This is a genomic window from Actinoplanes flavus, assembly GCF_017592555.1.
Lineage (GTDB): Bacteria > Actinomycetota > Actinomycetes > Mycobacteriales > Micromonosporaceae > Actinoplanes > Actinoplanes flavus.
In genome coordinates this window covers 74,887-100,301 of sequence record NZ_JAGFNS010000033.1, presented here as the reverse complement: position 1 = coordinate 100,301, position 25,415 = coordinate 74,887, and the positions used below count along the sequence as shown (strand labels likewise).

Annotated in this window: 24 protein-coding genes and 8 tRNA genes; 17 read left to right on the top strand and 15 right to left on the bottom strand. The window is 72.1% G+C overall.

The annotated features are described in order from the left end of the window. The first annotated feature begins 40 nt into the window (after nucleotides 1-40). Both J5X75_RS46225 and J5X75_RS36550 read left to right on the top strand, forming a co-directional pair. Entirely contained in the window at nucleotides 41-1,015 is a 975-nt protein-coding gene (locus tag J5X75_RS46225) for an AraC family transcriptional regulator (protein WP_208472169.1), read from the top strand. 105 nt (nucleotides 1,016-1,120) lie between these two features. Further along, nucleotides 1,121-1,585, top strand: coding sequence for a GNAT family N-acetyltransferase (locus tag J5X75_RS36550; RefSeq protein WP_208472168.1), 465 nt, complete (start codon nucleotides 1,121-1,123; stop codon nucleotides 1,583-1,585). Between the two features lie 162 nt (nucleotides 1,586-1,747). Here the strand turns inward: J5X75_RS36550 and J5X75_RS36545 are convergent, their stop codons facing one another. Together J5X75_RS36545 and J5X75_RS36540 are read right to left on the bottom strand one after the other, a co-directional pair. Next, on the bottom strand, nucleotides 1,748-2,953 hold the full coding sequence (locus J5X75_RS36545) for a cysteine desulfurase-like protein (protein WP_208472167.1): 1,206 nt from the start codon (nucleotides 2,951-2,953) through the stop codon (nucleotides 1,748-1,750). Nucleotides 2,954-2,963: 10 nt separating this feature from the next. Beyond that, nucleotides 2,964-3,392 carry an Lrp/AsnC family transcriptional regulator gene (locus J5X75_RS36540; protein WP_238490575.1) on the bottom strand — a complete coding sequence of 143 codons (429 nt, stop codon included), beginning with the start codon at nucleotides 3,390-3,392 and terminating at the stop codon, nucleotides 2,964-2,966. Nucleotides 3,393-3,531: 139 nt separating this feature from the next. On the opposite strand from J5X75_RS36540, the gene J5X75_RS36535 reads away from it, so the two are divergent. The 3 genes from J5X75_RS36535 to J5X75_RS36525 all read left to right on the top strand — a co-directional run bounded on the left by J5X75_RS36535 (nucleotide 3,532) and on the right by J5X75_RS36525 (nucleotide 7,098). Further along, the gene (locus J5X75_RS36535; RefSeq protein ID WP_208472165.1) at nucleotides 3,532-4,620 is read left to right on the top strand and encodes a thiamine pyrophosphate-dependent dehydrogenase E1 component subunit alpha; all 1,089 of its coding nucleotides are present in this window, start codon (nucleotides 3,532-3,534) and stop codon (nucleotides 4,618-4,620) included. Beyond that, entirely contained in the window at nucleotides 4,620-5,606 is a 987-nt protein-coding gene (locus J5X75_RS36530) for an alpha-ketoacid dehydrogenase subunit beta (protein WP_208472164.1), read from the top strand. Before J5X75_RS36535 ends, J5X75_RS36530 begins: the two co-directional genes overlap by 1 nt. A 91-nt stretch (nucleotides 5,607-5,697) precedes the next feature. Continuing rightward, nucleotides 5,698-7,098 (top strand): dihydrolipoamide acetyltransferase family protein, encoded by a 1,401-nt coding sequence (locus J5X75_RS36525; protein ID WP_208472163.1) that lies wholly within the window; start codon nucleotides 5,698-5,700, stop codon nucleotides 7,096-7,098. A gap of 1 nt (nucleotide 7,099) precedes the next feature. Here J5X75_RS36525 and J5X75_RS36520 read toward each other — a convergent pair whose 3' ends face one another. Continuing rightward, complete coding sequence (locus tag J5X75_RS36520) at nucleotides 7,100-7,816, bottom strand: NHL repeat-containing protein (protein ID WP_208472162.1); 717 nt, start codon at nucleotides 7,814-7,816, stop codon at nucleotides 7,100-7,102. A 614-nt stretch (nucleotides 7,817-8,430) separates the two neighbouring features. Between J5X75_RS36520 and J5X75_RS36515 the strand changes: the two genes are divergently transcribed. From J5X75_RS36515 to J5X75_RS36505, 3 genes are all read left to right on the top strand, one after another. Beyond that, on the top strand, nucleotides 8,431-10,491 hold the full coding sequence (locus tag J5X75_RS36515; protein WP_208472161.1) for a galactose oxidase-like domain-containing protein: 2,061 nt from the start codon (nucleotides 8,431-8,433) through the stop codon (nucleotides 10,489-10,491). Between the two features lie 15 nt (nucleotides 10,492-10,506). Then, entirely contained in the window at nucleotides 10,507-12,444 is a 1,938-nt protein-coding gene (locus J5X75_RS36510) for a tetratricopeptide repeat protein (protein ID WP_208472160.1), read from the top strand. Between the two features lie 122 nt (nucleotides 12,445-12,566). After that, nucleotides 12,567-13,769: an MFS transporter gene (locus J5X75_RS36505; protein ID WP_208472159.1), complete on the top strand. Its 1,203-nt coding sequence runs from the start codon at nucleotides 12,567-12,569 to the stop codon at nucleotides 13,767-13,769. Nucleotides 13,770-13,823: 54 nt separating this feature from the next. Here the strand turns inward: J5X75_RS36505 and J5X75_RS36500 are convergent. From J5X75_RS36500 to J5X75_RS36455, 10 genes are all read right to left on the bottom strand, one after another. Beyond that, a tRNA-Asn gene (locus tag J5X75_RS36500) sits at nucleotides 13,824-13,897 on the bottom strand. A 5-nt stretch (nucleotides 13,898-13,902) separates the two neighbouring features. Further along, nucleotides 13,903-13,976, bottom strand: a tRNA-Glu gene (locus tag J5X75_RS36495). 36 nt (nucleotides 13,977-14,012) lie between these two features. Next, nucleotides 14,013-14,086 (bottom strand) — tRNA-Ile (locus J5X75_RS36490). Between the two features lie 52 nt (nucleotides 14,087-14,138). Further along, nucleotides 14,139-14,211 (bottom strand) — tRNA-Thr (locus tag J5X75_RS36485). Between the two features lie 12 nt (nucleotides 14,212-14,223). Continuing rightward, a tRNA-Gln gene (locus J5X75_RS36480) sits at nucleotides 14,224-14,296 on the bottom strand. Between the two features lie 28 nt (nucleotides 14,297-14,324). Further along, a tRNA-Glu gene (locus J5X75_RS36475) sits at nucleotides 14,325-14,399 on the bottom strand. A 10-nt stretch (nucleotides 14,400-14,409) separates the two neighbouring features. Beyond that, nucleotides 14,410-14,482: transfer RNA gene (locus J5X75_RS36470), tRNA-Phe, on the bottom strand. A gap of 52 nt (nucleotides 14,483-14,534) precedes the next feature. Next, nucleotides 14,535-14,608: transfer RNA gene (locus tag J5X75_RS36465), tRNA-Trp, on the bottom strand. Nucleotides 14,609-14,847: 239 nt separating this feature from the next. Beyond that, the gene (locus J5X75_RS36460) at nucleotides 14,848-15,465 is read right to left on the bottom strand and encodes a TetR/AcrR family transcriptional regulator (protein ID WP_208472158.1); all 618 of its coding nucleotides are present in this window, start codon (nucleotides 15,463-15,465) and stop codon (nucleotides 14,848-14,850) included. Between the two features lie 40 nt (nucleotides 15,466-15,505). After that, complete coding sequence (locus tag J5X75_RS36455; protein ID WP_307798495.1) at nucleotides 15,506-16,747, bottom strand: MFS transporter; 1,242 nt, start codon at nucleotides 16,745-16,747, stop codon at nucleotides 15,506-15,508. Nucleotides 16,748-17,178: 431 nt separating this feature from the next. On the opposite strand from J5X75_RS36455, the gene J5X75_RS36450 reads away from it, so the two are divergent. From J5X75_RS36450 to J5X75_RS36420, 7 genes are all read left to right on the top strand, one after another. Continuing rightward, entirely contained in the window at nucleotides 17,179-18,360 is a 1,182-nt protein-coding gene (locus J5X75_RS36450; RefSeq protein ID WP_208472157.1) for an AI-2E family transporter, read from the top strand. 870 nt (nucleotides 18,361-19,230) lie between these two features. Further along, complete coding sequence (locus tag J5X75_RS36445; protein ID WP_208472156.1) at nucleotides 19,231-19,875, top strand: GTP cyclohydrolase II; 645 nt, start codon at nucleotides 19,231-19,233, stop codon at nucleotides 19,873-19,875. Nucleotides 19,876-19,954: 79 nt separating this feature from the next. Next, a complete protein-coding gene (locus tag J5X75_RS36440) occupies nucleotides 19,955-20,422 on the top strand; it encodes a cytidine/deoxycytidylate deaminase family protein (protein WP_208472155.1) in 468 nt (155 codons plus the stop codon). Nucleotides 20,423-20,443: 21 nt separating this feature from the next. Next, entirely contained in the window at nucleotides 20,444-20,914 is a 471-nt protein-coding gene (locus tag J5X75_RS36435) for a MarR family winged helix-turn-helix transcriptional regulator (RefSeq protein ID WP_307798494.1), read from the top strand. A gap of 38 nt (nucleotides 20,915-20,952) precedes the next feature. After that, nucleotides 20,953-22,152 (top strand): MFS transporter, encoded by a 1,200-nt coding sequence (locus tag J5X75_RS36430; protein WP_208472154.1) that lies wholly within the window; start codon nucleotides 20,953-20,955, stop codon nucleotides 22,150-22,152. A gap of 9 nt (nucleotides 22,153-22,161) precedes the next feature. Beyond that, nucleotides 22,162-22,506 (top strand): DUF488 domain-containing protein, encoded by a 345-nt coding sequence (locus J5X75_RS36425; RefSeq protein WP_208472153.1) that lies wholly within the window; start codon nucleotides 22,162-22,164, stop codon nucleotides 22,504-22,506. A gap of 21 nt (nucleotides 22,507-22,527) precedes the next feature. After that, on the top strand, nucleotides 22,528-23,478 hold the full coding sequence (locus tag J5X75_RS36420) for a dipeptidase (protein ID WP_307798492.1): 951 nt from the start codon (nucleotides 22,528-22,530) through the stop codon (nucleotides 23,476-23,478). 11 nt (nucleotides 23,479-23,489) lie between these two features. Here J5X75_RS36420 and J5X75_RS36415 read toward each other — a convergent pair whose 3' ends face one another. Both J5X75_RS36415 and J5X75_RS36410 read right to left on the bottom strand, forming a co-directional pair. Next, nucleotides 23,490-24,215, bottom strand: coding sequence for a GNAT family N-acetyltransferase (locus J5X75_RS36415; protein ID WP_208472152.1), 726 nt, complete (start codon nucleotides 24,213-24,215; stop codon nucleotides 23,490-23,492). Between the two features lie 54 nt (nucleotides 24,216-24,269). After that, nucleotides 24,270-24,458, bottom strand: a complete 189-nt coding sequence (locus J5X75_RS36410; RefSeq protein ID WP_208472151.1) for a hypothetical protein — start codon at nucleotides 24,456-24,458, stop codon at nucleotides 24,270-24,272. 51 nt (nucleotides 24,459-24,509) lie between these two features. Here J5X75_RS36410 and J5X75_RS36405 point away from each other — a divergent pair, with 51 nt between their 5' ends. Both J5X75_RS36405 and J5X75_RS36400 read left to right on the top strand, forming a co-directional pair. Beyond that, nucleotides 24,510-25,145 carry a TetR/AcrR family transcriptional regulator gene (locus tag J5X75_RS36405; RefSeq protein ID WP_208472150.1) on the top strand — a complete coding sequence of 212 codons (636 nt, stop codon included), beginning with the start codon at nucleotides 24,510-24,512 and terminating at the stop codon, nucleotides 25,143-25,145. A gap of 74 nt (nucleotides 25,146-25,219) precedes the next feature. Beyond that, a partial coding sequence (locus J5X75_RS36400) for an SDR family NAD(P)-dependent oxidoreductase (RefSeq protein WP_208472149.1) occupies nucleotides 25,220-25,415 on the top strand: 196 nt, incomplete at its 3' end.

Sequence of the window (25,415 nt, the reverse complement as noted above, 5' to 3'; positions counted from 1 at the left end):
CTGCATCGGTGGTGCGTTACCAGGGCAGACAGGGGGCGTCGTGGACGAGACGCTGGCGACCGTGCCGATCCGGCGGGCGGAGTTCCGGACGACCGACATCGCCGAGACCCATGAGATCCTCCGCCGTACCTATGTCGACCACCGCCCGCGCCTTCACCGTCCCGACAGCGGCTTCCTGTTCCACTCCCGGACCGCGGCCGCCGGGAATCTGGCCCTCGACCGGTTGCGGTACCGCGGCGCGGTGGAGTCGAGCGCCGACCCGTTCGACTCGATCACCACGGTCGTCGTGTGCGACGGCTGGTACCGCGTCGAGGAGGGCGGCGGCCGCTCGTTCGTGCCCGGGGACGTGTTCATGGTGCCGCTCGGCACGCCGTTGCAGGTCGCCTGGCAGGGTATCGATCTTCAGAACGTCCGCTTCCCCCTGGAGACGGCGGCGCGGGCGGCGAGCCGTCTGGGGGTGGACGCGGTGGACTTCCGTTTCGACGGCGCGGCGCCGGTGTCGCCGCGGATGCAGGAGCACTGGATCGCCACGGTCCGGTACGTGACCGGCGCCTTCGTCGGCCCGGATCCCGCCGTGGCGCATCCGCTCGTGCACGCGGCCATTCTGGACCTGATCGGCACCACCGCGCTGGCGGTGTTCCCGAACACCACGATGACCAGGGACTACACGCCCGGTCCGGGCCGGGTGCCGCCGGCCGCGGTCCGCCGGGCGATGGCGTTCATCGACGCGCACGCCGGCGAGCCGATCACCGTCGAGGACATCGCCCGGGCCGCCAACCTGGGCGTACGGGGTCTACAGGCCGCCTTCGCCCGGCACACCGACACCACCCCGACCGGATACCTGCGCCTGGCCCGCCTGCACGGCGCGCACCGTGACCTGCGCGACGGCGACCCGGCCCGCGGCGACACGGTCGGCGCGATCGCCCGCCGGTGGGGGTTCGCCGCGCAGGGCCGGTTCGCCGTCGAGTACCGCAAGCTGTTCGGCCGCTCCCCCAGCCACACGCTGCGCACCTGACCGGGCGTGTCCCGGTCAGCGGTACGCCCGTGGGCCGTCCTCGGGAGCGGGTGCGCCGTTCGGCATGATCCGGGCGAGGTTTCGCGCGGACGAGAGGACCACGACATGACCACGAATGCCGCTGCCCGCATCACGGTGCGCCGGGCCACGGTGGAGGATCTGCCCGAGGCGGCGGTCCTGTTCGGCGGCTACCTCGAGTTCTACGGCAAGCCCGCCGACCCGGAGAAGGCGCTGGCGTTCCTGCGGGAGCGCCACGAGCGCGGCGAGTCGGTGCTGCTGCTGGCCCGTGACGAGAACGGCGCGCCCGCCGGGTTCACGCACATCTACCCGACGTTCTCGTCACTGTCGATGGCTCCGGTGTGGACGCTCAACGACCTGTACGTGGCACCCTCCGCCCGCCGCACCGGCGCCGGCCGCGCGCTGGTCCGGGCCTGCGCGGCCGCCGCGAAGGAGGCCGGCGCGGTCGGCGTCCAGCTCCAGACGGCCCCGGACAACCACACGGCCCAGGCGCTCTACATCGCCGAGGGCTTCGTCCCCGACGAGTTCGCCGCCTACTGGCTCACCCTCTGAGAGCACCGAGGAAGAACACCCTTTCCGGTACGCGCGACCCCGCCCCGGGAAAAGGGACGACCGTCCCGCCCGGCCGGCGCGATCCCGCTGCCCACTCCCGCCTGTGCCGCGCCCGCCGGGCTGAGATCGGTGGTCGCCGCACCGGCGGGACGCCGGCAGGGCTCACCGGCGGAGCCACTCCCCCAGCCCGGCGATCAGCCGGTCCACCTCGTCGGCGGTGTTGTACGGCGTGAGCCCGACCCGCAACGCCGCGGGCGGCAGCTTCAGCGCGGCGAACGGCTCGTAGGCGTAGAACGACCCGGCCGGCGCGAGCACGTCCCGCTCGGCGAGGAACACCTGCGCCTCCCGGGCGTCGCGCCCGTCGAAGGTCATCAGCAGCGTCGGCGTACGGTCACCGGCTCGGGAATGAACGGTGACCAGGTCGCCGAGGCCGCGCAGACCCGCCTCCACGCGCCCCCGCAGGGCCGTCTCGTGCTCGTGCACCGAGCGCAGCGAGTGCGCGAGCCGCTCGCGGCGACCGGCCGCCGGGCCCGGGTCGATCGCGGCCAGGAAGTCGACGGCGGCGGTGGCCCCGGCCAGCGTCTCGTAGGGCAGGGTGCCGAACTCGAACCGCTCCGGCACGGTGTCCGGCGAGGGCGCCAGCTTGTCCGGCCGCAGCGTCTCCAGCAGCGCCGGGTCGGCGGCGAGCACCCCGCAGTGCGGGCCGAGGAACTTGTACGGCGAGCACACGAACAGGTCCGCCCCGAGCGCCGCGACGTCCACCAGATGATGGGCCGCGTAGTGCACCCCGTCCACGTGGACCAGCGCGCCCGCGTCGTGGGCCGCGTCGGCGATCCGGCGCAGCGGCGGCACGGTGCCCAGCACGTTCGACGCGGCGGTGACCGCGACGAGCCGGGTCCGCGAGGACAGCGCCCGCTGGTAGGAGCCGAGATCCAGCTCGGTGGTCTCCGGGTCGATCTCGATCCAGCGGACCGTCACCCCGGACCGCTCCGCCGCCTGGATCCACGGGCGCACGTTGCTGTCGTGATCCAGGCGGCTGACCACGATCTCGTCACCCGGCTGCCACGTCTTGGCCAGGTGCCGGGAGAAGTCGTAGGTGAGCTGCGTGGCGCTGCGCCCGTGCACCACCCCGTCGGCGGGCACGCCCAGCAGGTCGGCGTAGGCGGCCCGGAACCCGGCGACCGCCCGCTCGGCGTTCAGCTCGGAGACGCTGACCGTGCCCCGGTTGGACAGCGGCCCGGTCAGCGTGGCGATGATCGCGTCGGCGACCGGCCGGGGCGTCTGCGTCCCGCCGGGGCCGTCGAAGAAGGCGAGCCCACCCGCCAGCGACGGGAAATGGGCGCGCAGGGCTGTCACGTCGATGCTCATCAGCGCTTCCTCACGGCGTGGTCTCCTCGAAGAGCAGCAGCGTACGGGTACTGACGACACCGGGCATGCCCTGGATCTCGTCGAGCACCAGATGCCGCAGCTCGGTGTTGTCGGCGACCCGGACCAGCAGGATCACGTCGAAGTCGCCACCGACCAGCCCGATGTGCACCACCCCGGGCAGCACCCGCAGCCGGGCCAGGATCTCCCGCCAGTTGGCCTGCCGCAGGTTGAGCGTCACGTAGGCGGCCGTGGTGAGCCCGGCCGCGACCGGGTCGACGTCGGCGTGGAAACCGCGGATCACCCCGTCCTGCCGCAGGCGCGCCACCCGGGCGTACGCGTTCGCCCGGGAGATGTGCAGCGTCTCGGCGAGGGTCCGCATCGACATCCGCCCGTCCCCGGCCAGCTCGGTGAGGATCCGCCGGTCGGTGTCGTCGAGCATCTGGCCACCTGTCTCGCCGGGCGGGCCCACGGCAGCCCGTTCCTGGACGTTCGGACCCGTACGGCCCCTGGAGACGAAACATTATCTCGTGTTCGCCGCACCTGTGGTGATCGTTTGGCTCACTGCACAGAATCCTCGCATGACACGTGACGCAGCTCTCCTGCTGCCGTCCACGGAGCCGGTGACGCTCATCGACCCGGACGGCAACCCCGTTCACGTCGGCCAGGACATGCCCGACCCGCAGGCACTGGTCCACGCGTACGCCGCACTGATCGCCGCGCGGCGCTTCAACGACCAGGCCAACGCCCTGGTCCGGCAGGGCCGCCTGGCGGTCTATCCCTCGTCGCACGGACAGGAGGCCTGCCAGGTCGCCTGCGTACAGGTCCTCGACCCGGGCGACTGGCTGTTTCCCACCTATCGCGACTCGGCCGCCATCGTGGCCCGCGGCGTCGACCCGGTGCAGGCGCTCACCCTGCTGCGCGGCGACTGGCACAGCGGCTACGACCCGCTGGCGACCAGGGTCGCACCGCAGGCCACGCCGCTCGCCACGCATCTGCTGCACGCCGTCGGGGTGGCGCACGCGGCCCGGCTGCGCGGCGAGCCGACCGTCGTGATGGCGGTCTGCGGCGACGGCGCCACCAGCGAGGGCGACTTCCACGAGGCGCTCAACTTCGCCGCTGTCTTTCGTACCCCCGTGGTGTTCTTCATCCAGAACAACGAGTACGCGATCTCCGTGCCGCTGGCCCGGCAGACCGCGGCGCCCTCGCTCGCGCACAAGGGCATCGGGTACGGCGTGCCCGGCGCCCGCGTCGACGGCAACGACGTGGCCGCGCTGCTCAGCGTGCTGGGAGCGGCCGTGGACCGGGCCCGCGCCGGAGACGGGCCGCAACTGGTGGAGGCGCACACCTACCGGGTGCAGCCGCACACCAACGCCGACGACCCGGGCCGCTACCGCTCCGCCGACGAGGTCACCCCCTGGTTGGCCCGCGACCCGATCACCCGGGTGGAGACCTATCTGCGCGGGCGCGGCCTTCTCGACGACGACACGATCGCGGGGTACGGGGTGGACGCCGAGAAGTTGGCCGAAACCATGCGTGCCGGGCTCGGCGAGGACACCGTCGCCGACTACCGCGACCTGTTCGCCCACGTCTACGCCGAACCCACCCCGCAGCTGCGCGAACAGCAGGCCCTCGTCGCCGACGAACTGTCCCGTGAGGAGGCCCGCTGATGGCCGCCGAGAAGCTCACCATGGCGAACGCGCTCAACCGGGCGCTGCGCGACGCCATGCGCGCCGACGACACGGTGCTGATGTTCGGTGAGGACGTCGGCCCGCTCGGCGGCGTCTTCCGGATCACCGACGGGCTGACCGCCGAATTCGGGGAACAGCGCTGCTTCGACACCCCGCTCGCCGAGTCCGGGATCCTCGGCATGGCGATCGGGATGGCCATGAACGGGATGCGGCCAGTCGTCGAGATGCAGTTCGACGCGTTCGCCTACCCGGCCTTCGAGCAGCTCGTGAGCCACGCCGCGAAGATGCGCAACCGGACCCGGGGGCGGGTCGGGGTGCCGCTGGTCATCCGGGTCCCGTACGCCGGTGGCATCGGCGGCGTGGAACACCACTGTGACTCCTCCGAGGCGTACTACGCCCACACGCCGGGGCTGCACGTGGTCGCCCCCTCCGATCCGGCGGACGCCTACGGGCTGCTGCGCAAGGCCATCGAGTCCCCGGACCCGGTGCTCTTCCTGGAGCCGAAGAAGCTGTACTTCTCCCGCTCCGAGGCGGACCTCACGCTGCCGGTGCCGCCGATCGGCACGGCCGTGGTGCGCCGGCCCGGCACCGACGCCACCCTGATCGCGTACGGGCCGGCCGTGCCGGTCGCCCTCGAGGCCGCCGAGGCGGCCGCCCAGGAGGGCCGCAGCCTCCAGGTCGTCGACCTGCGCTCGATCGTGCCGTTCGACGACGAGACCGTGTGCGCCGCCGTCCGGTCCACCGGCCGGGCCGTCGTGGTCGCCGAGGCGGCCGGGTTCGCCAGCGTGTCGTCCGAGGTGGTGGCGCGGGTGACCGAACGCTGCTTCCACTCGCTGCACGCCCCGATCCGGCGGGTCACCGGCTTCGACATCCCCTATCCCCCGCCGAAGCTGGAACACGTCCACCTGCCGTCGGTCGACCGCATTCTCGACACCGTCGACGACCTCCAGTGGGAGGACTCGTGAGCACCCCGCCCGGCCTCCGCGCCGCCACGACCGCCCGGACCCCCCTTCCACCTCACCTCCAGGCGGGGCTGACCGGGACGGAGACCACGGCATGAGCCCCAAGACCTTCCTGCTGCCGGACCTCGGCGAGGGCCTCACCGAGGCGGAGATCGTGCGCTGGCTGGTCGCCGAGGGCGACGTGATCACCGTGGACCAGCCGGTAGCCGAGGTGGAGACGGCGAAAGCGGTGGTCGAGGTGCCGTCCCCGCACGCCGGCCGGGTGACCACCCGGCACGCGGCCGAGGGCTCCACCCTCGACGTGGGCGCGCCCCTGATCACGGTGGCGGCCCCCGACGCGGCCGACACCTACCGCGAGGAGGAGCGGGCCGGATCCGGCAACGTCCTCATCGGATACGGGACCTCCCCGAGCGCGGCCTCCGGCCGGCGCCGCCGCCCGCGCGGTCACGCCACCGCATCGGTCACGCCGAGCGCCCCGGCGGCATCGGCGGCATCGGCGGCATCGGCGGCATCGGCGGGGCCTGCGGCCGCCCCGGTTACGCCGGCCGCCCCGGTTACGCCGGCTGCCACGGCGGCTCCGGCTGCCGCGTCCGCTTCGCCCTCGTCGGTGGCGCCGCCGAGACGACCGGGCCGTCTGGCGGTCGCGCCGCTGGTCATGTCGCCGCTGGTCCGCCGCCTCGCCCGGGAGCGTGGCGTCGACCTGTCCGTGCTGCGTGGCACCGGGCCGGGTGGCGTGATCACCCGCCGGGACGTGGAATCAGCCGCGAGTGCCGCGGCGACCCCCGCGCCATCGGGCAGCCCGGCGAGCGGGGAACGGCGGGTTCCGCTGAGCGGATTCCGCAAGGCGGTGTCGGCGGTCCTCACCCGCAGCCGCGCCGAGATCCCCGAGGCGACCGTGTGGGTGGACGTCGACGCCACCGCCCTCTGGGAGCTGCGCGAACGCACCCGCGGCGTGGCCGGCTCCCCCGGGCTGATGTCCTACGTGGCCCGGTTCGTGGTGGCCGGGCTGCGTGAGTACCCGGTGTTCAACGCCCGGCTCGACACCGAACGGCAGGAGATCGTCGAGCTGCCGGGCGTCAACCTGGGACTGGCCGTGCAGACCGACCGTGGCCTGGTGGTCCCGGCCGTGATGGGCGCGCAGGCGATGACGACCACCGAACTGGACGCGGCGATCCGGGACGTGACGGCCCGGGCCCGGCGTGGCGAGTCCACCCCGGCCGAGTTGACGGCGGGCACGTTCACGCTGAACAACTACGGCGCCTTCCGGGTCGACGGCAGCGCGGCGATCATCAACCATCCGCAGGTCGCCATGCTCGGTCTGGGCCGCGTCATCGATCGCCCCTGGGTCGTCGAGGGCGCTCTGGCCGTACGAAAGATCGCGCAGTTGTCCTTCGTCTTTGATCATCGGGTGTGTGACGGGGGCGCGGCCGCCGGCTTCATGCGCTCGGTGGCCGACGCCATGGAGGATCCGGCGTCCGCCCTGGCGCGCCTGTGACTCACCGCGGGGGCGTGGCGGGCCAGGGGATGCCGGTCTCGGCGTCCCAGCGGCGGACGGTCGCGCCGTCGGCGGAGTAGAGCTGGGGGCGGCCGTCGACGATCGCGGAGGTGACGTCGAGCAGCATGCGGCGGTGGCCGGACAGCGGCGGGCCGACGGGTTCGCCGGTGACCGCGTCGAACCGGTGCAGGTGGCGGAAGCCGGTCGCCGCCAGGTAGGGGCGGTCGCCCACCCGATAGGCGCAGAAGCCGTGCAGGTAGGGCAGTGGGATCGGCGGGCCGGCCGGCTCGCCGGTCTCCGCGTCGACCCGGTGCAGCTGGTCGCCGCCGGCCCGTCCCACGGGCCGGCGGCCGTCCACCTCGTAGTGAACCGGTGACGTGGGGAACGGTTCGGGGGCGGGAACGGCGGTCGGCTCGCCGGTGCGGGCGTCGAAGTGCGCGACGATCCCGTCGGCGTACCCGATGAGACATTCGCCGTCGCGCGCCGCGGCCTGCCGGGCCCGCCACGCCGACGGGCGCAGCCGCCAGCCGCGCCGGATCAGGAAGATGTCGCGCCAGCCGGCACCGTCCAGACGCCACAGCCGTGGGCCGCGGCCGCGCACGTCGATGGTGAGCACACCCGGACCGTCGGCGTCCACGAACGGCGTCGCCGAGGACCTCACCTTCGGGTATTGGATGCTGGGGTGGTCCGGGCCACCGGCGTGCGGGCGGGTATGCATCGGCCCGGGATACCGGAACCGGTGGACCGGCGTGCCGTCGCGAGGATCGCGAAAGGCCAGGCGCGGCGCGCAGCGCGTCGACCAGGGCGTCGATCTCCTCGTCGGTCATGGTGTCCCGGTCCAGGGCACCGTCCACCATCGACTCGATCACCTCCAGGGCGGCGGTGCTGCCGATACCCCTCGGGTCGGCCGCGATCCCGGCCAGGAAGGGCAGCGCGTGCACGGCCTCCGGCCGGAACCCCGCGGGATGGTGGTACGACTCCGCGTACCAGTAGTCGTTGTCGTGGTCCTCCAGCACCTGGTAGACCCGGTCGCCGTTGGCGCCCTCCTCGGCGAGTTCCCGGAGCGCGGCGACGACCTCCGCACCGTCGTCCGGGCCGAACAGTTTCCCCCAGGGCACGTCGTCGAGGCCGTCGTCCCAGCTCATCCGGCCAGCGTACGCGTCCAAGATCGTACACTTCCAAGGCGCAGGTGAATATTGAAGGTCACCTTAATGCGCGTTATGGTGACCGAACTGGACGGCGCGAAATAGATCACGGGGGAACGGCCGTTCCGAGAGACCGAAAATGATTCCCGGCGCGCCGCCGAGAGGACCTGCCGAAAGGACAGTTCTCATGGACCTGCGTCGCGCCGTGACCGTCTGTTGTCTTTTAGCGGCGACATTCATCACCGGTCTCGATTCCACCGCGGTAGCGCACGATCATCAGGCGCACGAGCACGCCGAGGACGACCAACAGCACCGGGAGCAGGATCTGGTCGGCACGCCGCTGCACGTCATCGAGCAGCGGACCAGGGAGAACGCCGACCGCATCCACCGCGAGACCGGCCGCCGCCCGGGCACCGCGCGGACCCGGGCAGCCGCCGCCGACCCGGGGACCGCCGGATCCTGGAGCCCGGTCGTGAACACGCCCGTGGTGCCGGTCTTCACGGCCGTGCTGCCCAACGGCAAGGTGCTGATTTGGGACTCGGTCGGCGACAAGCCCACCGAGACCTATCCGGATCACGATTTCACCCGGGCCATGGTGTTCAACCCGGCCGACGACACGTTCAAACGCGTCGACCTGCAGGGCAGCAACATCTTCTGCGCCGGGTTCGCGCACCTGGCCAACGGCAACATCCTGGTCGCCGGCGGGAACGCCAACGCGCAGCTCGCCGGGACGGTGCGCACCTACGTGTTCAACTGGCAGACCGAGACGTGGACCCGCGGCAACGACATGGCCGCGGCCCGCTGGTATCCGTCGGTGGCCGAGACGGCGAACGGCGAGGAGGTCATCATCGGCGGCGGGCCGGCGACGGCCGAGGTCTATCAGACCAACGGCGCCATTCGTAAACTGACCAATTTCACCAAGTACAGCGCGCGGGTCTATCCGTTCATGGGGTCGCGGCCGGACACGCAACTCGCGTTCTTCGGGCCCAACACGACCGGATACACGATCACCACCTCCGGCGACGGAGTGATCACCGGAACCGCGACCCGGGACGCGATCAATCGTGATTACGGGAGCTTCTCGCCGTACGATATCGGTCTTTCTCTGATCGTCGGCGGCGGCAATGTCACCGAGGACGGCGTGGCCAAGGTGCCCACCCGCACCGCGGTCGTGCTGAACGCCAACAACGGCACGAATCCGACGGTCACCGCGACCGGTGCGATGGCGACCGGGCGACGTCAGCTCAACGCCACCGTCCTGGCCGACGGCTCGGTGCTGGCGACCGGCGGCATGACCAGCGCCGCCGTCAACGGCCTGGTCGACCTGGATCACGCCGTGACGACGGCCGAACGCTGGGACCCGGCGACCGGACAGTGGACGGTGCTGGCCGGTGCGAGCCGGATCCGCCAGTACCACTCGACGGCGGCACTGCTGCCCGACGGGCGGGTGCTGACCGGCGGCGGCGGGATCTGCGCGGTCTGCATGACGGTGGGCTACCTGGAGAAGAACATCGAGTACTTCACCCCGCCGTACCTTTACCGCAAGGACGGCAGCGGCCAGCTCGCCGACCGGCCGGTGATCAGCGCGGCGCCGGCCGGTGTCAACGTGAACGGCGTCTTCACGGTCACCAGCCCGCAGGCGGCCGGCATCCGCAAGGTCGCCCTGGTCGGCCTGGCCGACGTCACCCACGGCGTCGACCAGGGCCAGCGCTACGTGCCACTGAAATTCACCACCTCCGGTACGACGCTGACCGTCACCGGCCCACCGACCGGCGGCGTCGCCCCGCCCGGCTACTACATGCTCTTCGTCGTCGACGCCGACGGTGTCCCGTCGGTCGCGAAGATCGTCCAGGTGGCGAAGGGCCCGAACCCGCTGATGAGCCCGTTCAAGAACAGCACCGGCCGCTGCCTGGACGTGCCCAACTCGGCCATCGCGGCCCGCACCTACCTCCAGGCGTACACCTGCAACAACACCAAGGCGCAGGCCCTGACCAGGATCAGCGACTGGACATGGCGGATGCTCGGCAACTGCCTGGACGTGCCGTTCAGCAACTTCGCGTCCGGCCAGCGGATCTGGATGTTCACCTGCAACAACACGGACGCCCAGCGGTGGCGGTCCAACGCCGACGGCACGATCCGGCCGCTCAGCAACACCAGCCTGTGCCTGGCCGCCGCCTCCACCGCCAACAACGCCCAGATCACCATCACCACCTGTACGGGCGCCGCGCTCCAGAAATGGACCTGGTAAAAGGTGGGTGAGCGGATGCCGCGGCAGGACGCGGTGAGTGCTGTCCAGCGGCGGCTCCATGCGGCGGTGACCGGCCACGACCCGGCCGCGGTGGACCGGGCCATCGACGAGATGGCCGGTATGGCCACCACCATGCCGGCCCGCCATCCCGACCGTCCCATCCTGCTGACCACCCTCAGCGCCGGCCTCCTGATCCGATTCCAGCGCTCCGGTGACCCGGCCGACCTGGGCCGGGCCCGCGAGACGGCACGGCGTGCGGCGGCCACCGTCGCCGCCGGCCATCCCGGCCGCACCGCGTGCCTCGCCAACGTCGCGACGGTGCTGGAGTCGTGGCACGGGTGGACCGGCAGAGGGTCCGATCTGGACGAGGCGATCGCCGCCCGCCGGGCGGCGATCACGACCGCCCGTGACCTGTCGAATCTCTCCACGTCCCTCCAGGAACGCTACCGGCGTACCGGCGTCCTGGCCGACCTGGACGAAGCCGTCGAGGTGGTGCGGACGGCGGTCGCGGCCACGCCTCCGGCGGATCCCGACCGCGCGTTGTTCCTCACGAATCTGGGCGGAGCGCTCCTGCTCCGGCACCACCGCAGCGGCCGCGCCGCCGACCTCGCCGGGGCGGAGGCCTGCCTCGAGGAGGCGGTGGCACGATCGGCCGGGCAGCCCGGCCACCGGCGAAGCCTGGGCGCTCTCGGGGTCGTCCTGGCCGAACGGTTCAAGCGCACCGGCGCCGACGCGGATCTGGAGAGGGCCGTCGACATCACCCGAAGGGCGTCGGCGACGGTACCCGCCGGCGATCCCGACCGCGCCACGCTTCTGAGTGCGCTGAGCGCGGTCATGACGGCGCGATGCGATCGAACCGGGTCCGCCGCCGATCTCGCCGCGGCCATCGAGCCGGCCCGCGCGGCGGTCACGGCCACCACCGGTGGTCACCTGGACCACGCCGTCGCCCTCTATCACCTCGCCCTCCTGCTGTTCCGGCGGTTTCTGCGAACCGGCGACGGCACCGATCTGGAGGACGTCGTACGCGCCGTCGAGCGGGCGCTCACGATCCTGCCGGCCCGGCACACCGACCGGGCCGGCTGCTTCGTTCTGCTCGGCGCCGCGTTCGACGCCCGATTCGACCGGTCGCGTGCCGGCGATGATCTGCATCGGGCGGTGGACGCCGTCCGGGTCGCGATGACGATGAAACCCGCCGGCCACCCGGATGTCGCCGGCGACCTCACGGGCCTCGGACTGGCGCTCCTGAAGCGGTTCGAACACGCGGGCGCCGACGACGATCGGGACGAGGCCGTCCGGGTCTGCCGGCAGGCGGTGGACCTGTCTCCGGCCGGCCATCCGGACCTGCCCCTCCACCGGTCCAACCTCTGCCGGGCCCCGCGGGTCCGAGGTGGCGACGCCGATCGGGACGAGGCCGTCCGGCTGGGCCGTGAAGCGGTGGAGGGCACGCCCGCCGGCCACCCGCATCGCGCGCCCTTCGCGAACGTTCTCGCGGACGCCCTGATCGAGCGGTTCTCGTCGACGGGGTCGGACAGCGATCTGAACGAGGCGCTGGAGTGCTGGTCATCGGTGTGCTCGTCGACGGCCGCGCCGCTCGCGACCCGGCTGCGGGCGGCGCGAAGCTGTGCGGGGCTGAGTGCGGCACATCGGGGTTTCGAGGCGGCGGCCGGGGCGTACCGGGCGGCGCTCGACATCCTGCCGCTGCTCGCCTGGCACGGCATCGAGCAGCGGGATCAGCTGCACATGCTCGAGACCTTCGGCACGGAGCTGGGCCGGGAGGCCGCCGCCGGTGTCCTCGCCGCGGACGGGCCGCCGGGCGAGGCGGTGGAGCGCCTCGAACAGGGACGTGGCGTCTCCTGGAGCCACCGGCTCGACGCCCGTGCCGATCTGGGCGGGCTGCACGAGGTGGCGCCCGAGCTGGCCGCGCGGCTGGAGCGCTGCCGGGTCGGTAAGTGATCGGGCGACGCCATCGCCCGTACGAAATCGTGTTGTCAATGATTTATTGACAAAATCGCCATTGACCGCGCCAAATCGGACACCTAGCGTTGAGCCCCAACGACTCAACTAAGGGGAAGCGCGTGACGTGGAGCCGCAACGCGACGGCATATCTCGGAGCGGTTCTCGTCTCCAGCTTCGGCAGCAACGCGATGATGCTGGCCGCCGGCATCTGGGTCATGGCGCTCACCGGTGACAGCAGTCTGGCCGCCTGGGTCGGCTTCCTCGTCTGGGCGCCCACCCTGGCCGGCCCGGTGATCGGCGCGATCGTGGACCGGGTGCCCCGCCGGCGGCGGGTGATGATCGGCACCGACGTCGTGATGGGTCTGCTGCTCCTGCTTCTGCTGCTGGTCGAGACCGAGGCGCAGGTGTGGCTGATCTTCGCGGTCATGCTCTGTTACGGCATCGCTTTCGTGGTCTCCGACGCCGCCGAGAACGCGGTGCTGCCGGCCGCGGTCCCGGCGGATCAGCTCGGCGACCTCAACGGGCTGCGGATGTCCGCGTCCGAAGGTGTGAAACTGGCCGCCCCGTTGCTCGGCGCGGGCCTGTTCACCTGGCTGGGCGGCGCCGGCGTCGCCGTCCTGGACGCGGTCACGTTCTTCGTGGCGGCCGCGTTGTGCCTGCTCATCCGCCCCGGGACGATCGAGCACACACCGGCGGCGGAGCCCTGGCGGCAGCGGATCGCCGAGGGCGGCCGTCAGCTGTGGCGGCATCCGGTCCTGCGGCGCGTCGTCCTGTCGACGTCGTCACTGATGTTCCTCGTCGGGATGGCCGGCACCACGGTCTTCGCCGTGGTCGACGAGGGCCTGAACCGGGCGCCGGCCTTCGCCGGTGTGCTGATGACGGTGCAGGGCGCCGGATCGGTGGCCGCCGGCCTGCTGGCCGGGCCGTTGCAGCGGCGGATGCGGCCGCACGTGTTCGCCGGGCTGGGCATCGCCCTCTTCGCGGCCGGCGCGGCGTTGCGCTGCCTGCCGTCCCTCGCTCCGGTGCTCGGCGCCGCCCTGCTCGCGGGCCTGGCGGTGCCGTGGGTGCTGATCACCGGCGCCACCGTTCTCCAGCGGGACATCCCGGCGGCCTTTCTCGGCCGCGTCTCGGGCACCGTCACACTACTCAGCTTCGCGCCGGGCGCCATCGGCCAGGCGACCGGCGCGAGCCTGCTGGCGGTCGCCGACTACCGGCTGCTGCTCGGTGGCGCGGCCGTCGCCGGCCTGGTCACCGCGGCGCTGTGCCTGCGGCCGGTGCCGGAGGACACCCCGGCCCCGGGCCGGCTCAGCCCCACGCGGTGACGTCCGTGCCGCCGGATGCCGTGGCCGGGCGTCCGAGATCGTGCTGCCTTGCCGCTCCCTCGGTCAGATTCGAACTGACACCGGTACGCATTAACAGTGCGCTGCCCTGCCGATTGGGCGACGAGGGATGGAGTGAAGCCGACGGGATTCGAACCCGCACCTTCCGACGTGAAAGGACGGTGACCTGACCATTTAGTCGACGGCTCCACGTGTCCGGCGCCGGTGGCGAACCGGCCGGACGTGTGCTGGTGGGCGGAATCGAACCGCCGGCCTTCGAGTTATCGGCTCGATGCTCTGACCGACTGAGCTACACCAGCCTCGCACCGACGAACGGGATCGGGCTCCCCGCGTCGGCGTGTTCTCCTTTCGGGCCGAAGGGCGGACTCGAACCGCCTGCCTGCCGCTTACGAGGCGGCCGCTCTACCCGGTGAGCTACATCGGCGTGTTCCCTGCGCTCCGAGACGAGGATTCGAACCTCGAACCTCCCGGTCCAGAGCCGGGCGTGCTGCCTGTTGCACCATCTCGGAAAGTGGCCGGCGAATGCCGGCCGTGTCGTAGACCAGGCGGGATTCGAACCCGCGATCTCCGGATGGAGAGGCCGGTGAGCACTCCTGACTGCTCCGCTGGTCCTTGTCGTGCGCACCCACCCGCGGAATCGAACCGCGCACCTCCCGGGCTTCAACCGGGTGCTCCGCCGTCTGAGCTTGATGGGTCTGTGAAAGCCACTGTTCAGTTGTCAGTTCCGCGCATTTCTCGCAGGGAGAGCAGGGGCGACAGGATTCGAACCTGCAACCTTCGGATTTGGAGGCCGCTGCGCTACCGAATTGCGCCACACCCCTATGTGAAAACAGTGAAGCCGCCTTCCCCGGGTCCGGGAGGCGGCTTCGGCGCTGGGCGCTTCCGCGGGCGCTAGCAGCGCCTCCCGGGCTGGGATTCGAAGTTCTCGATGACGATGGCGACCGAGATCGTTTCGGTTTGCCAGCGATTCATCGGAAGCTCCTCGGCTCTGGTGCGGTGTCTGGTGAGGACGACGATAGTCAGCGGTCGCCGGACCGCGCAATTCTATTTTCCGAAAAGATCAGCGTGATTCGCGGAATGCCCCGTTGAGCAGCAGATCGATGAGTTGCCGGCGGTCCGGTTTCGCGGCGGGGCGGCCGGGCCCGGCGGTCCGGCCGAACAGCAGCCGCAGGTAGGCGTCGGCGAGCACGTCGGCGGGCAGCCGCAGCCGGTCGCCGTCGGGTTCGAACAGTGCCGCGACGGCCTCCCGGGTGGCGGCTTGCGCGTCGTCGCGCCGGGCGGCGCCGTCGGTGGGGACGGGTGGCCGCCGGTTCGGGGCGCCGGAGGCGTGCAGTCCGCCGAGGACGGTGCCCATCCGGTCGAGGTAGGCGTCGAGGGCGTCGGCGGCTTCGAGGAGCCGGTCGGCCAGCGGCCGGGTGAGGTCGATGGCGCCGAGGTCGTCCAGCGCCACGGTGGGGTCGAGGACGGTGGCGATGCAGGCCTGGAGGACGGCGTCCTTGTCGGCGAAGACCCGGAAGACGGTGGCCTCGCCGATGCCGGCGGCCCGGGCGATCTGGGCGGTGGTGACGGCGGCGCCGTGCTGGGCGATCAGCGGCAGGGCGGTCTGCACGATCATGTCGCGACGTCGGTCGGGGCTCATTCCCGGCGCGCGGCGCCGGCCGGTGGGTGTGTCTGTCATGACCTCGACGGTACGGAGTGAGTACTCACTCCGTCAAGGGTCAACGGCGCCAGCTCACCCGGAACCCCGGGTGGACGACGGCCGCCAGGTAGACGGCGGCGCACGCCCACAGGGCCGCGCCCAGGCCGGCCGTCAGCATGGCGGCGCCGGCCAGGCCGCCGAACGGGATCCCGGCCCACGCCCAGGCGACGATCAGGGTGCGGACCCGGCCGCGCATGTGGTCGGGGACCCGCTCGGCCTCGACCGCCTCGACGATCGGGCAGGCCGCGCCGCTGCCGAGCCCGGCCACCGCGAAGACCAGCAGCACCACCGTGGGCGGCGCGTCGGCGGCCAGCACCACGTACCGGGTCACCCCGGCCACGATGATCGCCACCAGGAAGACCGTCCGGCGCGGGAAACGGGCGCCGATCCAGGCGGCGATCGCGGCCGTGAACACCGCACACGCCCCGAAGACGCCACTGAGCAGGCCGACGAACGCGACCCCGTGGCCGTGCCCGTGCGCCCACACCGGCAGCAGCACCGTGAGGAACGCCTGGTCCAGGAAGTTCGTGACGACGTACATCAGCACGATGGCCCGCAGCGAGCGATCGCGGTGCAGAAAGCCCGCGCCGTCGCGCAGCTGCCGCAGGTAGCCGTCCGGCCGGGCCGGACGGGACCGTCCCGCGACCCGCTGCCCGGTGACGCCGATCAGGGCGGCGGCGGCGAAGAGCACGGCGACGGCCCAGAGGGTACGCGCGCCGAACGCCGCCACGAGCACCCCGGACGCCAGTGGCCCGGCACTGGTGGCGGCCCGCTCGATCACCGTGGCCATGCCGGTGCCGCGCTCGATCGGCTGGCCGGCGTCCTCGGTCGCCCCGGGCAGCAGGGTGTGCTTGGCGGCGACGGCCGGACCGTCGGCCGCGCCCACGCAGGCCATGCAGAGCATCACCATGAGCAGCGGCGGCCCCGGCGTCGCCGCGAGCAGGATCATGGCGACCGCACTGATCGCGTCACCGGCGACGCTGATCCGCCGCGCCCCGAGCCGGTCGATCAGCGGCCCGACGACGACCTGCACGATGACGTACGGCAGGGCCTGGCAGAGCGTCACGAGCCCGGCCTTGGCCGGGTCACCGGTGCTGGTCAGCAGCAGCCATGGGATGGCGATGAGCAGCATGCGGTTGGCCGACAGCGCGCAGGCCTGGGAGCCCAGGACGACCGCGAGTCCCCGCCACGCGCGACCGGTGACAGCGGGGGCCGGTACGGATTCCGGCGTGACCACGACACGCACCGCCTGATCGGTCACGACCCGGCTCCCGCGATCCACTTATCCCCGTCGATGCACATCCGCTTGATGTTAGTAGCGACGAGCACACTGTCAGTAGTGGACAGTGACATCGGTGGCCTCCTTCGCTCCCCTCGGCCGATCGGAACCGATTCGTGGGGCGACGCCGCCGCGGATGCCCCGGCTCGTGCGGCCGTCATACAGGGGACCGGCGGACAACCGGCCGGATACACCGGCCTCAGTCGCCGAGGCCGCTGCCGTCGCCAGTGACGGCGCGGGCGACCCGGTCCAGGTGGGCCCAGACGGCCGCCGTCAGGTCGAGGGTTCCGCCGCTGAGCACCCGTCCGCCCTACCCGATGGCCGCCGCGGCATGGCGTCACCATGGCGCAGCGCCCGGCCGACCGACCGGGCCGGTCACGTTTGCCCTGGTGACGGCCGGGTACCCGGCGCATATGGGGCAAACCGACACGGCAGCGGTCGCGCGCCGGACGCTCGTGGTCATCGGGATGGTGCTGGCCACCGCGGCGGTGCTGCTGCTGGCGTACCACACCCGCCAGGTCCTGACCTGGATCCTGATCGCCGCGTTGTTCGCGGTGGCACTGCACCCGGCGGTCGGCTGGGTGACCCGGCACGGCGCGTTCGGCCGGCGCTGGCTGGCCACCCTGCTGGTGTTCCTCACGGCGTTCGCTCTGCTCGGTGGCCTGATCACGCTGTTCGTGGTGCCGCTGGCCAGAGAGGGCGCCCAGCTGATCACGAACTTCCCGCAGATCGTCGACGACCTGCGGGCGGGCCGGGGCCCGGTCGGCAACATGGTCGAGCGGTTCCACCTGATGGAGTACGCCGAGAACAACGCCGACCGGATCCGCGACTACGCCGGCGGCCTGGGCGCGCCGACCATCGCGTTCCTCGGTTCGGTGGCCACCGGGGTGGCCGGCGTCGTCACCATCTTCGTGCTCTCCTACCTGATGGTGCTGGAGGCGCCGAAGGTCGTCGACGGGTTCCTGGCCCTCTTCCCGCCACGCCGGGCCGAACACATCCGCCGGGTCGGGCACGACTGCGCCAAGACGGTCACCGGCTACCTCACCGGCAACCTGCTGATCAGTTTCATCTGCGGCGCGCTCACCTTCGTCACCCTGCTGATCATGGACGTCCCGTACGCCGGCCTGATCGCCCTGTTCGTCGGCGTCGCCGACCTGATCCCGCTGGTCGGCGCCACCCTGGGAGCCGTCGTGGCGAGCCTCGCGGCGTTCACCCAGTCGACCACCGCGGGAATCGTCGTGGTGGTGTTCTTCGTGCTCTACCAGCAACTCGAGAACCACCTGCTGCAACCGGTCGTCTTCGCCCGGACGGTGCGGCTCAACCCGCTCACCGTCCTGGTGGCGATCCTCATCGCGGTCGAACTGGCCGGAATCCTCGGCGCGCTGCTGGCCATCCCGGTGGCCGGAATCCTGCAGATCCTGGTCCGGGACGTCTGGGACACCCGTCACGGGCGGCCCAAGCCGGAGCCGACAGTCGGTGAGGAACGCGCACCGGTGACCGGCGACGGGGCGGAGCTGGCCCACACGGCGGGCGCGGACGCCGTACACGCCGCCTACGCCTCGGCCGAGACGCCCGCGACCCGATCCAGCGCCTAGAAACCTCGTTGTGGTCGAGGTCAGCGGTCCGATTCCGGCATTTTTCCGGTACGCGCGACATCGCCCTGCTCCGTTCTGATCGTCCCGTCCGCGCGGCGCGCGCCGGCGGGGTGGTCCCGCCTGTGCCGCGCCCGCCGGGCGTAGATCGGCGGGCCATCCCACCCACCTGCCGTAAGTGGCGCTAAGTGGGTGGTCACCGTCTCGCTCGCCAGCCACCCGACCTGCCCACTCCCGCCCATGCCGCCGGTGGCGCTGAGCGCGTGGTCACCGTCCCGCTTACCAGGCACCCAAACTTCCCACTCCCGCCCATGCCGCCGGTGGCGCCAAGTGGGTGGTCACCGTCCCGCTCGCCAGGCACCCGGCCTGCCCACTCCCGCCCATACCGCCAGTGGCGCCAAGTGGGTGGTCGCGGTCTGCTCGCCAGCCACCCAAACTGCCCACTCCCGCCCATGCCGCCAGTGGCGCTAAGTGGGTGGTCGCGGTCTGCTCGCCAGGCACCCGGCCTGCCCACTCCCGGCCGTGCCGCCAGTCGCGGGCGCGTAGCGTCTCCCGCCCCCTCCACCCGTCGATCTTGGACGTTTTGCCACCGTTTTCGGTGGTGTGGCGTCCAAGATCGCCCGGTCCGGCGGGTTGCAGGCGGCGCGGGCAGCGGCGGGTGGGGGACCGAGGCTGTAAGGCGTCGCGCGGTCCGTTGGGGCAGGGGGCGGGCAGCGGTAGGTGGGACCGAGGCCGTAAGGGGTCGCGCGTCCGTTGGGGCGCGGGGCGCGGGTGGCGGCGGGTGGGTGACCGGAGCCACAGGCGAAGTTATTGATCTTTCAACATTCGGCGCGGATGCTTGTATGTGAAAGTTCAACAACTTCGGAGGCGGGCATGACGGTGACGACGAAGACCGCGGCGCGGATTCGTACGCGGGTGACGGTGCCTCTGCGCTTCCCGGACGGCTACGCCACCACGGCCGAGGTGTTCACCTTCCACGGGCTGTCCGACGGCCGCGAGCACCTGGCGCTGGGCCTGGGCGACTGGCGCACCGCAATCGCCGGTGACGGTGCGCCCCTGGTCCGCCCGCACAGCGAGTGCCTGACCGGCGACGTCTTCGGCTCCGAACGCTGCGACTGCGGCCCCCAGTTACGCGAGGCCGCCGAGCGGATCAGCGACGCCGGCGGCTTCCTGCTCTACCTGCGGCAGGAGGGCCGCGGCATCGGGCTGTACGCGAAGCTCGACGCCTACGCCCTCCAGGACACCGGCCTCGACACCTACCAGGCGAATCTGGCGCTGGGCCACGCCGAGGACGAGCGCGACTACACCCCGGCCGCACAGATGCTGACCGCGCTGGGCGCCGGCCGGATCCGGCTGCTGAGCAACAATCCGGACAAGGCCGCTCAACTGGACGCGCTCGGCGTGGAGGTGGCCGACCGGATCCCGACGGGGGTGCATCTCTCCGCGGCCAACGCCCGCTACCTGTCGGCCAAGGTCGCGCACACCCATCACACCATCGATCTGCCGCTGGCCGGCTGACCCGGATCGGCCGGAATCGTCGATTCGGGCGGCGGCGCGCCGATGAGATGTCGCCCCCCTCGCCGAAGGGACCTCTCGCATGGCCTTCACACACGACGTCGACCGGCACTGGCTGACCACCGCGATCGACCTCTCCCGGCTCTCTCCCCCGTCGCCGAGCCACTATGCGGTCGGCGCCGTCGTCGTCGACCGGCACGGCGCGGTGCTGGCCACCGGCTACACCGGCGAGGCGCACCCGGCCCACCACGCCGAGGAGGCGGCGCTGGCCAAGCTGGCCGGCCGCCGCGACTTCGAGCTGGCCGGCGCCACCATGTACAGCTCGCTGGAGCCGTGCACGACCCGCCGGTCCCGGCCGACCTCGTGCACGCGGCTGATCCTGGCCGCCGGGTTCGGCCGGGTCGTGCTGGCGTTGCGCGAGCCGTCGCTGTTCGCCGACTGCGAGGGTGTACGCATCCTGGAGGACGGCGGAGTGACCGTGGTCGAGCACCCGGGCCTGGGCGATCTGGTCCGGGACGTCAACGCCCACCTGCTCGCGCCGGCGGTTTAGGAGATCGAGGAGGATGAGCCGGTGACCGACGCTTCACCCGTACGGTGGCTGACCGGCGCCGAGCCGGAGGCCTGGATGAACCTGGCGCAGGTGCTGATGATGCTGCCCACCGCCCTGGATCAGCAGTTGCGCCAGGACGCCGGCATTCCGCACGCCTACTACCAGATTCTGGCCACGCTCAGCGCCGAGCCGGGCCGGGCCATGCGGATGACCCGGCTGGCCCGGTTGACCGGGACCACCACGACCCGGCTGTCGCACGCGGTCAGCAATCTCGAACAGCGCGGCTGGGTGGTCCGGCAGGCCTGCCCGAGCGACAAGCGCGGCCAGATCGCGGGGCTCACCGAGGCCGGGATGGCGGCGCTGCGGGCGGCCGCGCCGGGCCATGTGGCCGAGGTGCGCCGCCTGGTCTTCGACCATCTGACCGCCGAGGACGTCGCCCGTCTGCGCGACATCACCGCCAAGTTGGTGCCGCCGCTCACAAACAGTAAATAAACTTTACCCATCGGGGCCGATCACGCGAAGATCGGCGAATGTGGACCGCTGGATTCACCCGCTACTTCGTGGCCCGGGCCGTCTCCGTCTTCGGCGACGCGATGCTCACGGTGGCGGCCGCGCTGGCGGTCGGGCGGATCCACGGCGCCACCGGGGTCGGGCTGGTGCTCGCCGCCTGGATGCTGCCGATGCTCGGGTGCATCCTGTTCGGCGGGGTGTTCGCGGACCGGTTCGGCGCCCGGCCGCTGATGCTCGGCGCCGACCTGGTGCGGCTCGTCGCCCAGGGCGTCGTCGCGGCCGCCTTCTTCACCGGCACGCCGTCACTGGGCCTGCTGATCGTCTGCGCGGCGGTCAGCGGCGCGGCGGCCGCGATGTTCCAGCCCGGCGTCAACGGCATCGTGCCACTCGTCGCGAGCGATCCCCACAAGGCCAATGCCGTCATCCGTACGGCGGTCGCGATCGCCGAGATGCTCGGCCCGGCTGCCGCGGGCCTGATCTTCGCGTTCCTCGGGCCCGGTCCGGTGTACGCGGTGGACGCCGCGACGTTCGCGATCAGCGCTCTCTGCCTGGCCGGCCTGCGGCTGGGCGAGGTCCCGCGTACCTCGTCGTCGACGATCCGCGACCTGCGGGACGGCTGGCAGGAATTCCGCGCCCGACGGTGGATCTGGTCGGTGATCCTGGTCTGGATCCTCTACGGGATCTTCCTGTTCGGCCCGCTCATCCCGCTCGGCGCCACCCTGGTCAGCGAGGATCTGGGCGCCACCGCGTACGGCTGGATGCACTCCGCCCTCGGCGCTGGAACCGTCTGCGGGGGCATCGCCGCCCTCCGTCTGCGGCCCGCGCGCCCGCTCGCCGCCGGAGCCGCGGCGATGTTCGCCTTCGTGCTGCTGCCGCTGGCCATCGCCCTGCACGCCGATCTGCCGCTGCTGCTGGCCGCGGCCGCGGTCAACGGCCTGGTCTGGGCGTTCTGGTCGGTCCAGTGGCAGACCAGCGTGCAGACCCAGGTGCCGCCGGACATGCTGAACCGGATGACCTCGTACGAGGTGCTCGGCTCGACCGTCAGCCTTCCGATCGGTCAGGCGCTCGCCGGGCCGGTCGCCGCGGTCGTCGGCGCCGAGCTGGTGCTCGGCTCGTCGGTGCTGGTCGGCGTCCTCGGCTGCGCGGTCCTGCTGCTCGTCCCGGCGGTCCGTGGTCTGGGCCGCGCCCCCGCGCCGGACCAGGCGCCGGCCCGGACATAGCATGCGGAAATGGCGTTCCAGATCAAGCGGGTACAGGACGAACCCGATCCGGGCGACGGCTACCGGATCCTGGTGGACCGGCTCTGGCCGCGCGGCGTCTCCAAGGAGCGCGCGGCCCTCGGCGAGTGGGCCAAGGACGCCGCGCCGAGCACCGAACTGCGGCAGTGGTTCCACCAGCACACCGGCGAGTTCGCCGAGTTCGCCCGGCGCTACCGGGCCGAGCTCGACGCCAACCCGGAGGCCGTCGCCGCGCTGCGTGCCAGGGCCGCCGAGCACGGCACCGTCACCCTGCTCTACAGCGTCCGCGACACCACGAACAACCACGCCCGGGTCCTCGCCGACTACCTCGCCTGACCCCGGCCGTACCCTCTGCTCGTGTCGCTGCTCTGGGAACAACATTGCTGCCTGCCGCTGACGAGCGCCGCCGACCTCGGTGAGCTGGACCGCTACCGCCGTCCGGGTGGCAGCTACGTCTCGGTCAACGTGGGGTACGCCCCGCACGGCTACGACGAGGTCATCGCGCTGCTGGCGGACTGGCGGCCGCGGATCGAGGCGGACGAGCGGTTCGTGCTCGCCGCCGGGCTCGCCGACCTGGACACGGCCCGCGACACCGGACGGGTGGCGGTCGCCTTCGACCTGGAGGACTCCGGCCCGCTGGACGGGCGGCTGGACCGGGTGCGGGAGTTCTACGACCTGGGCGTCCGTACCATGCTGCCGTCCTACAACAACCGCAACGCGGCCGGCGGCGGGTGCCTGGACGAGACCGACGAGGGGCTGACCGCGTACGGCCGGGATCTGATCCGCGAGATGAACGCGGTCGGCATGGTGGCCGACGGCTCGCACTGCGGCGCCCGGACCGCCCTCGACATCAGCGACGTCACCACCAAGCCGATGATCTACAGCCACTCCTGCATGCGGGCGCTGTGGGACCACCCGCGCAACATCACCGACGAGCAGGCACGGGCGTGCGCGGCCACCGGCGGCGTCATCGGGATCACCGGCATCGGCATCTTCCTGGGCCCGAACGACGCGTCGGTGGACGCCTTCGTGCGGCACGTCGACTACGCGGTCGAACTGGTCGGCCCGGAGCATGTCGGACTGTCGACGGACTTCTCGTTCGACTTCGAGGACGCCAACGCGGCGATCCGCGACAACCCGGAGCTGTTCCCCGACTGGTTCACCCGCTGGGGACCGATCGACTTCACTCCGCCGGAGGGCCTGTTCGCGGTGGAGGCCGCACTGCGCGACCGCGGCTACCCGGCCGACGCGGTCGCGGCCATCCTGGGCGGCAACTTCCGCCGCGTGGCCGCCCAGTGCTGGACCTAGCCGGGGAAATTCTAGTAGCGGTATTCGGTCACGACGCGAAAGCCCATGTCCTGGTAGACGGAAAGTCCGGCGGGCGTGGCCTGCAGGACGGCGGTGGCCGCGTCCGGAACGGCCCGGACCGCCACCGCCGTGATCGTCCGGCCGTGCCCCCGGCGGCGGTGCTCCGGGCGTACCCCGACGAAGTAGACGCCGACCGTGTCGGCGTGCGCGACACTGACGCTGACCGCGACCACCCGCCCGTCCTGTCGCCCCAGATGGAACCGGAACGCCGGGTCGTCGAAGGCGCGCGGGCTCACCAGCGGCCCCAGCGTCGCCGGATCGATCCGGTAGGCGGCCCCGGCGCAGTCCATGAAGTCGCGCAGGTCGTCCAGGCTCGTCGCGGTGGACGTCGCCAGCTCGCCGTCGCCGTCGTCGAGCGGCCCGGCCGGGCGGTGCAGCACCGGGTACAGCGGCTGCGCCGGAACACCGTGCCGGGCAGCGAACGCCTCCGCCGCCGGTGACTCCTGCTCGGCGTAGAGCCGCCAGGGCAGTTTCCGTGCCCCGAAGTACTCCCGGGCCCGTTCCAAGGCCGGCTCATGGTCGGCGCCCGGGTCCAGGTGCAGGTTGTTCCACGAGGTGCCCGGAAGATCGACGCACAGCAGCAGGCCACCGGGGATCTCGAGACACTCCGCACCGCGGACCCGGGCCAGGTGACGCCAGAACCAGCGGTGGTTGGCATGCGACGCGTCGAGAGACATCGCCCGATTCTGCACGATCATCTTCCGGCGCGAGGGCCGCGACCGAGCCGGGCGCTAGCTGAGCAGGGCGAGAAGCCGCGGGTCGCTGGGCCAGGTGCAGCGGTCGACCTCCTCCTCGGTGCAGGTCAGCAGCGCGACGGTGACGTGGCTGTCGCTGCGCGCGAGAACCCGCCACGTCCCGCCGCCGTCCTGCCACCGGGTCAGCACCTGGACGGCCGATTCGGCGGGGATGGAGTTGAGCATGCCCCATCATGCCCCGGCGGGACAGTCAGCGTGGACCGCTATTGTCGGCGGATGACGCTTTCACCGGCACGGGGCCGCCCCCGGGCGGACCGCACCCGGGAGTCGCGGGCCCGGATCCTCGACGCCGCGGTCACCTGCCTGCTGCGCGACGGGTACGCGCGAACCAGCACCATCTCCATCCAGGCCGAGGCCGGAATGTCGCGGGGGCGGATGCTGCACCAGTTCCCGTCGAAGGAGGAGTTGCTGGTCGCGGCGGCGCACCACATCTTCGAGGCGCAACTGGCCGAGCCGGTGCCGGGGCCGTGGACCGAGCGGATCGCCGACGCGACCGGGCCGGGCGAGCGGATCGCCGTGGTGGTGGACTGCCTGTGGGCGACGTTCCAGGAGCCGAGCTTCTGGGCGGCCACCGAGCTGTGGGTGGCGTCGCGGACCGAGCCGGCGCTGGCCGGGGCGATCCGGCCGGCGGAGAAGCGCCTGGGCCGGGCCATCTGGGCGCGGATGGACCAGCTGTTCGGCCCGGATCTGGTGGGCCGCCCCCTCTACCTGCCGGTACGCCCGGTGCTGTTCACCAGCATGCGGGGCACGGCCCTCAGTTACGCCTTCGACGCCCGCGATCCGGCGTCCGAGCCGCTGCTGGAGCACTGGAAGGAGATCGCCCGGCACGCGCTGCTCGGTGGACGACCATAAACAGACAGCCTTGACTGTTTCTGTGCGATGGGGTGAGACTCTGACCGTCCAGTAGGACCGCCTAAGGAGTCTCCGTGAGACTGTCCCAGCACGACGTCGCCCTCGTCACCGGCGGCGCATCCGGTCTCGGCCTCGCCACCGTCCAGGCCCTCGTGGCCGAGGGCGCCAAGGTGGTGATCGTCGATCTGCCCTCCTCCGACGGCAAGGACGTGGCCGAGCGCCGCGGCGACACCGCCCGGGTCCGCCCCGGCCACGTCACCCCCGAGGAAA